This is a genomic window from Streptomyces sp. NPDC001339 (genome assembly GCF_042895955.1).
Taxonomy (GTDB): Bacteria; Actinomycetota; Actinomycetes; order Streptomycetales; family Streptomycetaceae; genus Streptomyces.
In genome coordinates, this window is the sequence record NZ_JBIAWT010000006.1 from 571,642 (window position 1) to 584,606 (window position 12,965).

Annotated in this window: 12 protein-coding genes and 1 pseudogene; 4 read left to right on the forward strand and 9 right to left on the reverse strand. The window is 69.7% G+C overall.

What is annotated here, in order from left to right:
• Window positions 1-31: 31 nt before the first annotated feature.
• The 4 genes from ACFY12_RS20640 to ACFY12_RS20655 form a co-directional block, all read right to left on the reverse strand.
• Complete coding sequence (locus ACFY12_RS20640) at window positions 32-475, reverse strand: hypothetical protein (protein ID WP_390717255.1); 444 nt, start codon at window positions 473-475, stop codon at window positions 32-34.
• A gap of 191 nt (window positions 476-666) precedes the next feature.
• Window positions 667-1,380 (reverse strand): NADPH-dependent F420 reductase, encoded by a 714-nt coding sequence (locus tag ACFY12_RS20645; protein WP_390717256.1) that lies wholly within the window; start codon window positions 1,378-1,380, stop codon window positions 667-669.
• Between the two features lie 51 nt (window positions 1,381-1,431).
• Entirely contained in the window at window positions 1,432-1,815 is a 384-nt protein-coding gene (locus ACFY12_RS20650; protein ID WP_390717257.1) for a VOC family protein, read from the reverse strand.
• 6 nt (window positions 1,816-1,821) lie between these two features.
• Window positions 1,822-2,463 carry a VOC family protein gene (locus tag ACFY12_RS20655; protein ID WP_390717258.1) on the reverse strand — a complete coding sequence of 214 codons (642 nt, stop codon included), beginning with the start codon at window positions 2,461-2,463 and terminating at the stop codon, window positions 1,822-1,824.
• 361 nt (window positions 2,464-2,824) lie between these two features.
• On the opposite strand from ACFY12_RS20655, the gene ACFY12_RS20660 reads away from it, so the two are divergent.
• From ACFY12_RS20660 to ACFY12_RS20670, 3 genes and pseudogenes are all read left to right on the forward strand, one after another.
• Window positions 2,825-3,454: a TetR/AcrR family transcriptional regulator gene (locus tag ACFY12_RS20660; protein ID WP_390717259.1), complete on the forward strand. Its 630-nt coding sequence runs from the start codon at window positions 2,825-2,827 to the stop codon at window positions 3,452-3,454.
• A gap of 9 nt (window positions 3,455-3,463) precedes the next feature.
• Window positions 3,464-4,639 carry a winged helix DNA-binding domain-containing protein gene (locus ACFY12_RS20665; RefSeq protein WP_390717260.1) on the forward strand — a complete coding sequence of 392 codons (1,176 nt, stop codon included), beginning with the start codon at window positions 3,464-3,466 and terminating at the stop codon, window positions 4,637-4,639.
• A 129-nt stretch (window positions 4,640-4,768) separates the two neighbouring features.
• Window positions 4,769-5,999: pseudogene (locus ACFY12_RS20670) on the forward strand (cytochrome P450).
• A gap of 41 nt (window positions 6,000-6,040) precedes the next feature.
• Here ACFY12_RS20670 and ACFY12_RS20675 read toward each other — a convergent pair.
• Window positions 6,041-6,520 carry a VOC family protein gene (locus tag ACFY12_RS20675; protein ID WP_390717261.1) on the reverse strand — a complete coding sequence of 160 codons (480 nt, stop codon included), beginning with the start codon at window positions 6,518-6,520 and terminating at the stop codon, window positions 6,041-6,043.
• Window positions 6,521-6,651: 131 nt separating this feature from the next.
• On the opposite strand from ACFY12_RS20675, the gene ACFY12_RS20680 reads away from it, so the two are divergent.
• On the forward strand, window positions 6,652-7,677 hold the full coding sequence (locus ACFY12_RS20680) for a helix-turn-helix transcriptional regulator (RefSeq protein WP_390717262.1): 1,026 nt from the start codon (window positions 6,652-6,654) through the stop codon (window positions 7,675-7,677).
• Between the two features lie 13 nt (window positions 7,678-7,690).
• Here the strand turns inward: ACFY12_RS20680 and ACFY12_RS20685 are convergent, their stop codons facing one another.
• From ACFY12_RS20685 to ACFY12_RS20700, 4 genes are all read right to left on the reverse strand, one after another.
• Window positions 7,691-8,632, reverse strand: coding sequence for a Gfo/Idh/MocA family protein (locus tag ACFY12_RS20685; RefSeq protein WP_390717263.1), 942 nt, complete (start codon window positions 8,630-8,632; stop codon window positions 7,691-7,693).
• Window positions 8,633-8,741: 109 nt separating this feature from the next.
• Window positions 8,742-9,563 (reverse strand): VOC family protein, encoded by an 822-nt coding sequence (locus ACFY12_RS20690; RefSeq protein WP_390717264.1) that lies wholly within the window; start codon window positions 9,561-9,563, stop codon window positions 8,742-8,744.
• A gap of 166 nt (window positions 9,564-9,729) precedes the next feature.
• Entirely contained in the window at window positions 9,730-11,991 is a 2,262-nt protein-coding gene (locus ACFY12_RS20695; RefSeq protein ID WP_390717265.1) for an excinuclease ABC subunit UvrA, read from the reverse strand.
• 8 nt (window positions 11,992-11,999) lie between these two features.
• Window positions 12,000-12,809: an aldo/keto reductase gene (locus tag ACFY12_RS20700; protein ID WP_390717266.1), complete on the reverse strand. Its 810-nt coding sequence runs from the start codon at window positions 12,807-12,809 to the stop codon at window positions 12,000-12,002.
• Window positions 12,810-12,965 lie beyond the last annotated feature (156 nt).

The following is a 12,965-nucleotide window of genomic DNA, read 5'->3' on the forward strand; positions in this document are numbered from 1 at the left end:
GTACTTCTCAGCGTGCCTTCTTCGTGACTTCTCAGCGTGCCTTCTTGGGGAAGGCGGCCCGCACTTCGGATCGGTTGACGAGGAAAGCGGCCGGGACGAGGGCGAGGGCGGCCAAGATCTGCATCGCGATGAACCACGCCGGAAGAACACCGGGAATGCTGTCGATGACGATGATCGCGACCGGCGCGATGCTCGCGATGAAACGCACGCGCAGATAGGCCGCCCGCGATCCCCGCGAGGCCCGGCCGGTGAGCCAGAGGGCGACCAGAGCGCTCGCGAGCACACCACATGCCCGGCCCCACATGAACCCGGTCGCCGCGTGGCCGCTGTTCTCCCTGATGACGACCACGGCGAGGACCGCGGCGGCTATCACTCCGTAGAGCGCGATGAACTTCCTCGCCTTGGCGAAGGCCTCCTGAATGCCCGGCTGGCTGACGCGGCCGGCCCCGGCCTCGGTGTGGCTGACGGTACCCATGTCGTTCGCTTCCTCTCCCCTGGTGTCGTCTGGACGTGGTACCGACGTTAGGGATCACATGGGCAGCGCGGTATGGGCCTGGGCATACGGGAGAGTGGGGCCAGACCCACTTGCGGGAGGGTGGGGCCGGACCCACTTGTCAGCCGGCCGGAAGGTGGGCTCCCGGCAGCGGCTGCTGCCGTTGTCGGCGGTCAGCGGCGGACGATCTTGACGCCGAAGTGGTTGCCCATGCCGAGGGCCATGCCGATGGCGCCGTGCATGTGGGCGTACATCTCCATGCCGCGGGCGGCGACGAGGTCGCCGAGGTCGAGGACGTCGGTCCAGCCGTAGGAGTCCAGCAGTTCGGTGACGGTCTTCTTCGCCTCGGCGTCGTCGCCAGCGACGAACATGGTGTGGTCGCCGCCGGCGATGGCCTCGGGGTTGACGACGGTGTCCTGTTCCTGGGTGACGAAGGACTTGACCACCTTCACGTCCGGCAGGGCGCGCTGGATCTGCTCGGCGAGGCTGTCGGTGTCGCAGGGGTCGAGCTTGGGCATGGTGCCGAAGGGGGTGGGCCAGGGGTGTTCCATCTGGGCGCCGTAGAGGTAGGGGACGGCGTAGTCGATGAGGGTCTTGTCGGCGAGTTGGTCGGCGATGGCGGTGAGGGCCTTGAGGGCGTTGGCGCCGTCGATGCCGTTGATGACGAGTTCGGCGGCGGCCGCGGCCTCGGCGAAGGCGTGCAGGTGGATGCCGGGGTGGTCGGCGAGGAACTGCCGGTAGGGCGGGTTGCCCATCATGTCGGGTTCGGTGCGGGCCAGGGTGGCCTCGGGGTCGCGGGTGCCGACGTGGACGTCATGGCCGAGTTCGAGGAGCTTGGCGGCGTGGGCGCGGCCGCCGCCTCCGGTGCCGAGGACTGCGATCTTCATGAGTGACTCCGTGCGATGAATGGAATGGATAGGGGTATTCGGGCTGGGTGGTCAGTGCTGGGTCTTCTGGGTGACGCCGATGAGGTAGCCGTTGAGGTCGCGGAAGTAGAGCGCCACATGGCCGCCTCCGGCGTCGACCGGGCCCTTGACGACGTCGATGTGGTCGCGGTGCTCGGCGACCCAGGCGTCGAAGTCGTCGACGGCGAGGTAGTGCATGCCGCAGCAGCCGGGCGGGGTGTCCTTCAGGGGCGGCAGCCAGATGCCGAGCAGGTCGGTCTGCTGGAGCATGAACGCGAACTCACCGCCGTAGGTGAGGACGCGGATGCAGGCGCCGGGCGGGGCGGGGAGGGCCTGGAAGCCGAGCTTCTCGTAGTAGGCGATGGTCGCGTCGAGGTCGTTGACGCCGAGGCAGGCGGAGATGGCGGGGGTGCGCATGAGGGGTCACTGTCCTTCGTGCTGGGTGTAGTGGGTGCGGATCTGGTTGATGTCGTCGGGGCCGAAGATGCCGAGGATGTAGCCGTCGGGGTCGCGGAAGAAGAACTCGCGGCCGGTGCGGTCATAGTTGGGGACGGCGTCCTTGACGACCTCGACGTGGGGGCGGATGCGCGCCACGGTCGTGTCGAAGTCGGCCGTGGTGAAGTAGTGGATGCCGGAGCAGCCGTTGGTGGGCTGCATGGTGGGCAGCAGTTCGCGGAGGCTGGTGTCGGTCTGGATCATCAGGCCGGGTTTGCCCTCATGGGTGATGATCAGTAGGGGGTGTTCGGGGTCGAGGGGGCCGGTGTCGAGGACACCGAAGCCGAGCTTCTGGTAGAAGGCCGCGGTGGCGAGGGGGTCTTTCACGGCCAGGCAGGGGGCGATGTTCATCAAGGGGGGCTCCGGTCGGCAGGAGAGGTGTGGTGTGGTCAGGCGCTCTGTGGGGTGCTGTTGAGGCAGAAGGACCGGCCGGAGGGGTCCAGCAGGACGGTCCAGTGCGCTCCGCTGGGCTGGTGGGCGGGCTTGGTGGCCGCCCAGTTCCAGCAGGCGTTCTTCGGCGGCCTGGGCGTCGTCGAAGGCCAGGTCGAGAGGGAAGGGCGGCGATGCCATACCGCCTGCGACGGCTGGCGAGGCGGGCCCGCAGCGGGCTCAAGGGAGCCCCGTGGACTCTGCGCTCCCAGGTCCGTGGAGACGCTAGGACACCCTGCTCCTCAATTAGCACATACGTACAGCACTTCTGTCTAGCGATGTCAGCAAAGAGAGCAAACGCACCCAGATGATCAACCTTCCACCTGCCCCAATAGCGCTGCGTGGCGAACAGGACACGACCAAGGCGGCAGGTTGACGGAGATCGTTCGATGAACCGGCATTCCGCGAGGGCGTCCTCGCGGAAAGATTGATACCTTCGTACATAAGTTGCTTCACTCAAGCATTCATCGCAGGCATGTGAGCTCCCGGGAGGGATACGGTCATGGCAGGGCAGAGCGCCGCGAAGCGGCGGTACGACCCCAAGCGGCGGATAGCGGAGATCACCACCGCCACCGAGAAGGTCATCGCCGAGCGCGGTATCGAGGGGCTGACCCACCGGGCGGTCGCCGAGCAGGCCGGTGTCCCGCTCGGCGCGACGACGTACCACTTCGCGACCAAGGACGACCTCATCCAGGCGGCCCTCCAGCGGTCCGTCGATCGCTACGCCGCCTACCTCGCCGACTGGGTGGCCCAGCGCCCCGAGCTCACCCCGGAGCAGCTCATCGTGCTGCTGACCGACGCCCTCATGGGCTCCTTCGGGCCTCAACGCGACATCCAGGTTGTGGAGTTCGAGCTGTATCTGGCCGCTCTGCGTCGGCCCACGCTGCGCCCGATCGCCGACCGGTTCATCGAGCTGAGCGTCAACGCGCTCCTGCCGTACGTCGACCCGCTCACCGCCCGCGCCGCGGCCGTGGCCACCAATGGTCTGACCCTGCGCGGGCTGGCCGGCACCACACCACCCACCCGGGCCGAGGTCGAAGACATCCTGCGCCGCGTCCTCACCCCGAACCCGAACCTGCCCGCACCCGCCGCAGCGGACCAGGACATCCCCACCGGCCCCCGAGTCCCCTGAGAATTCCTCATGAGTGCCGTCCCCCGCATCACCGACGCCCAGCGCCGCACCCGCCTGGTCCGCCGCCACCTGCCCGGCCCCGGCCGGCGGTCGGCAACCACCCGGGAGGTGGCCGAGTCGGTGCTGGCCCTGCACGCCACCGACGCCGCCACGGTCTACCTCTCGGCCGCCGCCCGCCTGGAGAACCCGCGCTACGACACCATCGAGCGCGAGCTGTACCAGCGGGAGACGCTGTTGCGGATGACGGCGATGCGCTGCACCCTCTTCGTCGTTCCCACCGCCCTGGCGCCTGTGCTGCTCGCCGCCGCCGGCCGGCCGAACGCCGCGGCCCGCACCAAGGGGCTGCTGCGCCAGCTGGAGGAGAACGGCTACGGTGACGCCGCCTGGCTGGAGAACGTCACCCGCAGCACCCTGGAGGCCGTACGGGAGCGGTACGAGGCGACCACGGCCGAACTCGCGGCCGCTGTCCCGGGGCTGGACCAGCAGCTGGTCGTCTCCCCGGGCAAGCGGTACGAGTCGCGCCGCAGTATCGCCACCGACCTGCTCTTCGCCCTGGCCGCCGACGGCCACCTCGTTCGTGGCAGCCGCCGCGGCGGCTGGACCAGCAACCAGCACGCCTGGACCCTGGCTCCCGAACTTCCGGATATTCCTGCACCGTTGGCCCGCGCGGAGCTGGTCCGGCACTGGCTGGGCGCCTTCGGTCCCGGTACCGTCGCCGACCTGAAGTGGTGGACCGGCTGGACAGTCACCGAGACCCGTAAGTCCCTCGCCGCCGCGGGGGTGGTGGAGGTCGCCCTCGACGAGGGGACGGGGTACGCGCTGCCCGAGGACCTCGAAGCGCCGCAGCCCGCCGAGCCCGCTCCAGCAGCCGCGTTGCTGCCGGCGCTGGACCCCACCCCCATGGGCTGGCGGGAGCGCGGCTTCTACCTCGACCCCGAGCACGTCCCGGCGCTCTTCGACCGGATGGGGAACATCGGCCCGACCGTGTGGTGGGACGGCCGGATCGTCGGCAGCTGGGCACAGCGCAAGGACGGCGCCCTGGCCTGGCGGCCGCTCGCCGCCGACCTCGGACGGGAGGCCCGTACGGCGATCGAGGCCGAGGTGGACCGGATGGCGGCATTCCTCGGGGAGCGACGCTTCACCCCGGCCTACCGCACGCCGCTGGAGCGTGAACTCGCCTCCTGAGAACGGGAGATACCTGGGCGACGACAGGTCCGGCAGGTCGTTCGGTGACCTATTGGGCGCATAGCGTCGGCGGCGTTCGCCCATTCCGTATGCCAGTTCCCTTGGCAAGGAGGCTTCGTCATGTCCGATATGTCGGACGTCATCACCTTTCCGCAGGAGCGGACGTGCCCCTACCAGCCCCCTGAGGGCTATCGACGACTGCGGGAGCAGCGCCCCTTGGCGCGGGTGGCCCTCTACGACGGGCGGGTGGTGTGGGCGGTGACCGGCGAGGCCGAGGCCCGCCGGCTGCTGTGCGACGTGCGGCTGTCCTCCGACAGCACCCATCCGCGTTTCCCGTCCCTCGCGGCCCGCTTCGCGGACCTGCGGGGGATGACCCTGCCGCTGCTGACCTTCGACGATCCCGAACACCGGCGGCAGCGACAGCGGCTGATCCCGTACTTCGGTGTCCGGCGCATCGCCGCGCTGCGTGGGACGGTCCAGCGGGTGGTGGACCGGCACCTGGACGCCATGGTCTGCCAAGGCTCGCCGGCCGATCTGCTCTCCGCGTTTGCGCTCCCGGTGTCGTCCACCGTCATCTGCCAGTTGCTGGGCGTGCCCTATGCGGACCACGACTTCTTCGAGGAACGGACGCGATGGCTCATGCGCGGGGAAACGGCCCGGCAGACGCGGGACGGGTACGTCGAACTCTGCGCGTATCTGGAGGCGTTGGTGGACGGGAAGGAGTCCCGGAGCAAGTGGCGGGAGGGGACTGGGGAGGAGGTGGTTCATAGCGATCACGGATTGCTGGACGAGCTGGTGGATGGGCGCGGCCGGAGCGGTGGCCCGGACCGGGACGAGTTGGTGGCGCTGGCGCTGGTGCTGCTCATCGCCGGGCACGAGTCGACCGCCCACTCGATCGCCACCGGCGCGCTGATGCTGCTGGAGCACCCGCGGCAGCTCGCGGCGCTGCGCGCGGATGAGTCGCTGTTCCCCGTCCGCGGTGGAAGAGCTGCTGCGCTGTCTGTCCACCCTGGACGGCCTGGTGAGGGTGGCCACCCGGGACGTGGAGACGGGCGGAACGGTGATCAGGGCCGGGGAGGGCGTGGTGTTTCCCCTGGCGGTGCTCAACCGTGACCCCTCGATTCACCCTCGCCCCGACGAGGTGGACGTGCGCCGCGCCGGTCGCCGGCATCTGGCGTTCGGGTTCGGCGTCCATCAGTGCCTGGGGCAGCATCTGGCGCGGCTGGAGCTGGAGGTCGCCCTGCGGACGTTGTTCGCCCGGCTTCCGAGCCTGCGACTGGCCGTTCCGGCTGCGGAGCTGTCGTGCACGCCGGGTGACGCCTCGTTCCAGGGCGTCACCGCGCTGCCCGTCACCTGGTAGGCGGTGACCGGACCAGCCCGCCGGGCGGCGGCGGCGGCGCGTCAGGCGGGTGTGCCGGTGCCATCGCCGTCCTCCTGGGGGAGGTAGCAGTTGGTCTCCCAGATGACGCCGTACTTGTCGCGGACGGCGCCGTAGGCGGCACCCCAGAACTGGTTCTCCAGGGCTTCGAGGACTTCGCCGTCCTGGGCGAGCTTGTCGAAGGCCGTGCGCTGCTCGGCAGGGTCCTCGTAGACCAGGCCGACGTGGATGTTGTTGCCGATGACATGGTCGCCGCCGGCGGTGGCGTCGGCGGTCAGTTCGGCGACGCCCAGCGCGCTGCCGTCGGAGAACTGGAGCTTGGAGTAGACGACCGTCCGGTCCGCGCCAGGGGTCTGGTCCATGCCGGGTACCTGGGACAGCAGCATGGTGCGCTCGGTGAGTTCCTCGACGCCGAAGGCGTCGGCGTAGAAGGCGATCGCCTCCAGGCTGTCCCGCACGTACAGCAGGGGCACGAAGCGCTGGAAGATTTCCTTGGTGGCCACGGTGGGCTCCTCTCTCACGGCCTGAAATGCGGCTTGAAATGGGGAGGAAACGGGGTGTTTCACTCGGTGTCTTCGACGGTAGAGGCTCAATAGGTCACTCGGCGTCCTAAAGCGCGGCGAAGGTCAACTGCATGAGAGCCGAACCGGAAGATCCCCGAAGTACGGAAGAGACACGAGGTACGAGAGATCCCGCCGCCCGTTTGCTGCAACTGCTCTCCCTGCTGCAAGCCCCACGCGACTGGACAGGCGCCGAGCTCGCCGAGCGCCTGGGTGTCACGCCCCGCACCATCCGCCGAGACATCGAGCACCTGCGGGAGCTGGGCTACCCCGTCCAGGCAACCCAGGGCAACATCGGCGGATACCGGCTGAGCGCCGGAACCGCCATGCCGCCGCTCCTGCTGGACGACGATGAGGCCGTGGCCATCGCCATCGGCCTGCGCGCGGCGGCCACCGCGGCGGTCAGCGGCATCGAGGACACCTCACTGCGGGCCCTGGCCAAGCTGGAGCAGGTGCTGCCCTCGCGGCTGCGGCGCCGGGTGTCACACCTCGCCGAGGCCGCCACCTTCCTCCCGCAGCCCGTCCAAGGGGCCGACGCCGACCTGCTGGCCGCCCTCGCCGCCGCCTGCGTCGCCCACGAGAAGATCCGCTTCGGCTACGCCCCGGCGCGCGGGGCGCCGTCGCGACGGCTGGCCGAGCCCAAGCGACTGGTGGCCGCCGGCCGGCGCTGGTACCTCCTCGCCTACGACCTGGACCGCGGCGACTGGCGCACCTTCCGCATCGACCGGATCGACGCCCTGCACCGCACCGGCGCCCGCGTCCCCGAGCGCGCACTGCCCGACGGCCAGAGCGCCACCGCGTACGTGGCCGACACGCTGGCCGCCGGGCCGGGCAACTGCCGCGCCGAGCTGATCCTCCACGCGCCGATCGAACGCGCCGCAGAGGGTGTACCGGCCTCCCTGGGTGTCCTGGAACGGCTCGACGAGCACCGCTGCAGGTTGCGTACGGCCGTGGACTCCCCCGAGTACCTGGCCTTCCGCATCGCCGCGCTGCGCCTGGACTACACCCTCGTCGGGCCGCCCGAGATCGTCCCGCACCTGCGGCGGATCGCCGAACGGGCCCTGGGCGCCTTGGAGACACCCCAGGGCCCTGACGAGTGAGGTGCTATGCCTACTAGTTGATCTTCTGGCGGATGTCGAGGGTGAGCTGGAGGCCATCCAGCGCGCTCTGAGGGGTGATCCGGGAGGTCTCCTTTCCGGTCAGGCAGGCCAGTACGTGGTCGATGACGGCGGCGTAGGTGTTGCGTTCGGGCAGGTCGACGGGGCGCTGGCCGGCGTCGGTGTACTCGACCAGGCGGGTGCGCCCCTGTCCGTCGAAGCCGCCGGTGAAATCCGTTTCCAGCACGGCGTCGGCGAAGACGATCCGCGAATTGCCGCGCAGGCCGTAGGACTTGGGCATCAGGGCGGAGGAGGCGCAGCGCACCAGTACGCCGCCGGGGTAGGTCAGCAGCGCCTCGCCGGCCGAGCCGCGTCGCTCGCCTTCGGTGCCCAGTGCAGTGAGGGACTCCGGAAGGCCCAGGGCGGTGGCGAAGAGGTCGAGTTCACAATGCATGGCGTCCATGACGAGGGAGTCCAGGCGGATGTCGTAGCCCTCCCACAGCAGTGCGGTGCGGACCTCGATCTCCCAGGTGTGCAGTGGCCCGTAGGTGCCCTCGGTGATGGCGTGGTGGATGTACTCGTTGACGGGGTTGAAGCGGGCGAAGAGATCCACGAACGCCTGGCGCCCGGTGGCGTGTTGGGTCTCGACGACACGGCGTGCGTCCTCCATCGTGGTGGCCAGCGGCAGCTCGCACAGCACGTCCTTGCCAGCTTCCATGGCCCGTACGGCGTGGTCGGCGTGGAGCGGGGTGGGCAGGCAGACATCGACCAGGTCGATGTCCGGATCGTCGTGGATGGCGTCGGCGTCCGTGGTCGTGGCGAAGCCGAACTCATCGGCGACTGCCTGGAGCTTGGCCGGGGTGCGGCCGAAGACGACGACCTCGTCGATGTCCGGGTGGGTGGCGTAGACGGCGGCGTGTGCGCGGCCGAAGCCCGTTCCCAGCAGACCGATCTTCATCGTGCGTTCTCCTTGCTGCTGTCGTCGTTGCTGTCGTTGTTGCTGTCGTTGTTGCTGTCGTGGTGGTGGTCGGGCCTGCGGTCAGCTGACCGCAGGCCCCATCGGGGCGTTAGCCGTCCTGGCCCTTGGCGGACGCGGAGAACAGGCCGAAGCGGTTGCCGCGCGGGTCCAGCAGGCGGGCGAAGCAGCAGCCGTCGGGTGAGGTCTCGGGCCCCTGCTCGGCGCGGGCACCGGTCGCGTCGGCCTTCTCGACCAGGGCTGTGACGTCGTCGGCCAGGAAGCACGGCATGGCGTAGTCCGCGCCGCCTTGCCGTCCGCTGTGGTCGTACAGCCCGCCGACCGGGTACGGGCCGCCGGTGAGGATGGACTGGTACGGGCCCTCGCCCTCGAACCGCCAGCCGAAGGCGCGGGAGTAGAAGTCGCGGGTGGCCTCGGGGTCGGTGGTGCCGATCTCGAACCAGGCGAAGGCGCCGGGGCAGGGCTCGAAGGCGACCTGCTCCATCTGCTCGTGGCTGGCCTCCATGCGGTCCTCGAAACGGGCCGCCGTGCTCTGGGAGAACAGCGAGAAGACGTTGCCCTGCGGGTCGCGCAGCCGGGCGAAGACCGTTACATAGCTGACCTGGGTGGCCGGCACCTCTACGCTCGCGCCCAGGACACGCAGCCGCTCGACGTCGGCGGCCACGTCGGTGGACAGGATCGAGAGGTGGGATGCCTCGCCAACGCCGGCCCCGCCTTCGCGGCTGGTGATGGCGCCCATCGGCCAGGGCATACCGGGGGCCATGATGCGGATGTAGATGTTGCCGTCGATGGAGGAGTCCGGGTCCTTCTCGAAGGACCAGCCCAGCAACGGGCCGTAGAAGCCCTGGACCGCCTGCGGATCGGCGGTGGCGAACTCGAACCAGACGACGTTTCCGGGGGACATGAAGCTCATGGCGTCTTCCTCATGCGTGAGTTGGTGGTTGCAGGTCTGTGGTTGGGGCGCGGCCGGGCTCCGGGCCGCCGCTCCGGCCCGCCGAGGGCGGTATCCCCTTTCCCCCCTCAAAGCCCGTGACCGCGCCCAAAACCCACAGTAGGAGTCCTTTAGGACGCAGATCGTCCTAAAGTGCCTGTCGCTGGCGTCGCGTGTCCGAGGTGTCCAGATCGGCGCGCAGGGCCTGGGCGGTGTGGGAGGTGGGGTGCTCCAGGAGCTGGGCGGGGGTGCCGGTGAAGAGGACCTCGCCGCCGTGGCGGCCGCCGTCGGGGCCCAGCTCGACGATCCAGTCGGCGTGCTCGATGACGTCCAGGTCGTGTTCGATGACCAGGATGGTGTTGCCCGCGTTGACCATCCGGTCCAGGAGCGACAGGAGGGTCCGGGTGTCGGACATGTGCAGGCCGGTGGTGGGCTCGTCCAGGACGTAAATGCCGCCGGTCTTGTGGAGTTCGCCTGCCAGCTTGAGACGTTGGCGTTCGCCGCCGGAGAGGGTGGACAGAGGCTGGCCCAAGGTGAGGTAGCCGAGGCCGACCTCGTTGAGCAGGCTGATCTTGCGCGTGAGGGCACGGTCGGTGAAGAAGCCGGCGGCTTCCTCGGCGGTGAGGCCGAGGACGTCGACGATGTTCTTGCCACCCAGGGTGTGGGCGAGCACCTCGGGGGCGTAGCGGGTGCCGCCGCAGTGCTCGCAGGGGGTGGTGACCGGGTCCATGAAGGCCATGTCTGCGGTGATCTCACCCTTGCCGTGGCAGACGGGGCAGGCGCCGCGCGAGTTGAAGCTGAAGTACCCGGCGTCCACGCCGTTGGCCGTGCCGAACGCCTTGCGGATCGTGTCCATGATGCCCAGGTGGCTGAGCGGAGTGGAGCGCGAGGAGACGCCGATGCCGCTCTGGCCGACCACGACGGCCTCCGGGTGCTGGGCGGTGAACACCTCGGTGACCAGGGTGGACTTGCCGGACCCTGCGACCCCGGTGAACACGGTCAGTACGCCGGTGGGGATGTCCACGGTGATGTTCTTGAGGTTGTGCGAGTCGGCGTTGCTGATCGTCAGGTGGCCGGTCGGGGTGCGGACCTGCTCCTTCAACTCGGGGGTGCGGCGCAGGCAGCGGCCGGTGGGGGTGCTGCTGTCCCGGAGGCCGTCGGGGGTGCCCTGGTAGACGGCGCGGCCGCCGTGGGTGCCGGCGCCGGGGCCCATGTCGATGACGTGGTCGGCGGCGGTGATGACGTCGCGGTCGTGCTCAACGACGAGCACGGTGTTGCCGCGGTCGCGCAGCTCGCGCAGCAGGGTGTTCATGCGGCCGACGTCGCGGGGGTGCAGGCCGGTTGACGGCTCGTCGAAGATGTAGGTCATCCCGGTCAGCGACGAGCCGAGGAAGCGCACCATCTTCAGGCGCTGTGCCTCGCCGCCGGACAGGGTCGAGGTCTCGCGGCCCAGGTTGAGGTAGCCGAGCCCGATGTCGACCAGGCGGCGGAGTCCGGAGGCGGCCTGTTCGGCGAGCGGGGTGCCCAGCGGGTGGTCGATCTTCCCCAGGACGTCGATGAGCTCGGCGACCTCCATCGCCATGTAGTCGGTGATGCCGTATCCGTTGACGCGGGTCGTACGCGCGGCCTCGTTCAGCCGTGCGCCGTCACAGGTGGGGCAGGTGCCCTGGGCGGTGAACTCCTCGACTGCCTTTCGGGTGCGGGGGGAGAGGGTGGAGATGTCCCGGCCCAGGTAGAGCCGTTGGAAGCGGGGCACGAGGCCCTCGTCGGAGGCGGAGGTGGAGCCGGGCTCGCCGTGCAGGAGGCGCTGCCACTCGGCGTGCGAGTAGCGCTTCAGCGGCTTGTCGAGGTCGAAGCGGCCGGTGCGGGTGACCAGGTTCCACTGCGCACCGCCGACGTTGAACAGCGGGAACAGCAGCGCGCCCTGGTTCAGTGACTTGGCGGTGTCGAAGAACTCGTCCAGGTCGGGCTGGACGGTCCGGCCGAGCCCGGCGCAGGTCGGGCAGGCACCCTCGGGCGTGTTGAAGGAGTACGCCGTCGCCATGCCCGCCGACGGCTCCCCGGCGCGCGAGAACAGCAGCCGGATGATCGAGGCGATGTCGGTGGCGGTGCCGACGGTGGAGCGGGCGTTGGCGCCGATCGGCTTCTGGTCCACGACCACGGCGGTGGACAGGTGGTCGATCCGGTCGGCGTCGGGCTTCTCGTAGCGCGGCAGCCGGTTGCGCACGAAGGTGGTGAAGGTCTCGTTCAGCTGCCGCTGGGCCTCCACCGCGAGGGTGGAGAACACCAACGATGACTTGCCGGAGCCGGACACACCGGTGAAGACCGTGATCGTGTTCTTGGGGATGCGCAGCGAGACTTCGCGGAGATTGTGCTCGCGTGCGCCCTCGATGACGATGTGCTTGTTCATGAGCTCTCTCAGGGGGTGCGTCTGCGACGGGGCGCGGTCGTCCCCAGGGCGTCGATGCGGGTGATGTCCTCGGCGTCGAGTTCCAGTTCGGCGCCGAGGAAGTTCTCAAAGATGCGTTCCGGGTGGCCCGACTTGGGGATGACCGGGATCCGGTGCGCCACGTGCCAGGCGATGACGATCTGCGCCGGGGTCGCCTCGTACGCGGCAGCGATCTCGACGAGAGTGGGGTGGCCCAGACCGGGCTTGCGCGGGCGCAGTGGGCTGTGCCCTTCCAGCACCACCCCTCGCTCCTCGTGTCCCGCCACCACGGCCGGGTCGTACAGCGGCGGGTTGAGCCGGATCTGGTTGACGGCCGGGGTGTCACCGGTCGCGGCGGTCAGCGCGTCGAGCTGGGCCAGGCTGTGGTTGCTCACCCCTACGTCGGTGGCCAGGCCCTCCTCGGCAGCGGCCAGGAACGCATCCCAGACCGCGGCGTTCTCGCCCGGGTCCTTGAGCGGGAAGTGGACCAGCCACAGGTCGACGCGTTCCAAGCCGAGGCGGTCCAGCGACTGCTCCAGCGCCTCCGGCTCGCCGCCGGCGCGGCGCTGGGCGAACTTGGTGGTCACGAACGCCTCGTCGCGCGGCAGCCCGCTGGCGGCCAGCGCCTTGCCGACCGCCTCCTCGTTGCCGTACAGCATGGCGGTGTCCAGGTGGCGGTAGCCGGTCTCCAGGGCCAGCGAGACGGCCCGATAGGCGTCGTCGCCTTTGAGTTGCCAGGTCCCGAAACCGAGTGGTGGCATCGCCAGTTGATTGGCCGCCAGGGCGCTGCCTTCGGTCATGCTTTGTCTTCCTTCTGCGGTCTCTTCCCGCGGCTGAGCGGTCTTGGAGGAGGGCGGTGCGTCCCAGGCGGGGTGTTGCTCGACCGGCTACATGCCGGGCGGTTGCCGCGTGGGTCGGTGTTCCGGCCCCTTCGGGTGGGGCGGTACCGCGCGGGT

Excerpts from the sequence above, each read along its gene's own strand:
- ACFY12_RS20640 (WP_390717255.1), bottom strand. The coding sequence starts at position 475 with ATGGGTACCGTCAGCCACACCGAGGCCGGGGCCGGCCGCGTCAGCCAG.
- ACFY12_RS20645 (WP_390717256.1), bottom strand. The coding sequence starts at position 1,380 with ATGAAGATCGCAGTCCTCGGCACCGGAGGCGGCGGCCGCGCCCACGCC.
- ACFY12_RS20650 (WP_390717257.1), bottom strand. The coding sequence starts at position 1,815 with ATGCGCACCCCCGCCATCTCCGCCTGCCTCGGCGTCAACGACCTCGAC.
- ACFY12_RS20655 (WP_390717258.1), bottom strand. The coding sequence starts at position 2,463 with ATGGCATCGCCGCCCTTCCCTCTCGACCTGGCCTTCGACGACGCCCAG.
- ACFY12_RS20660 (WP_390717259.1), top strand. The coding sequence starts at position 2,825 with ATGGCAGGGCAGAGCGCCGCGAAGCGGCGGTACGACCCCAAGCGGCGG.
- ACFY12_RS20665 (WP_390717260.1), top strand. The coding sequence starts at position 3,464 with ATGAGTGCCGTCCCCCGCATCACCGACGCCCAGCGCCGCACCCGCCTG.
- ACFY12_RS20680 (WP_390717262.1), top strand. The coding sequence starts at position 6,652 with ATGAGAGCCGAACCGGAAGATCCCCGAAGTACGGAAGAGACACGAGGT.
- ACFY12_RS20685 (WP_390717263.1), bottom strand. The coding sequence starts at position 8,632 with ATGAAGATCGGTCTGCTGGGAACGGGCTTCGGCCGCGCACACGCCGCC.
- ACFY12_RS20690 (WP_390717264.1), bottom strand. The coding sequence starts at position 9,563 with ATGAGCTTCATGTCCCCCGGAAACGTCGTCTGGTTCGAGTTCGCCACC.
- ACFY12_RS20695 (WP_390717265.1), bottom strand. The coding sequence starts at position 11,991 with ATGAACAAGCACATCGTCATCGAGGGCGCACGCGAGCACAATCTCCGC.
- ACFY12_RS20700 (WP_390717266.1), bottom strand. The coding sequence starts at position 12,809 with ATGACCGAAGGCAGCGCCCTGGCGGCCAATCAACTGGCGATGCCACCA.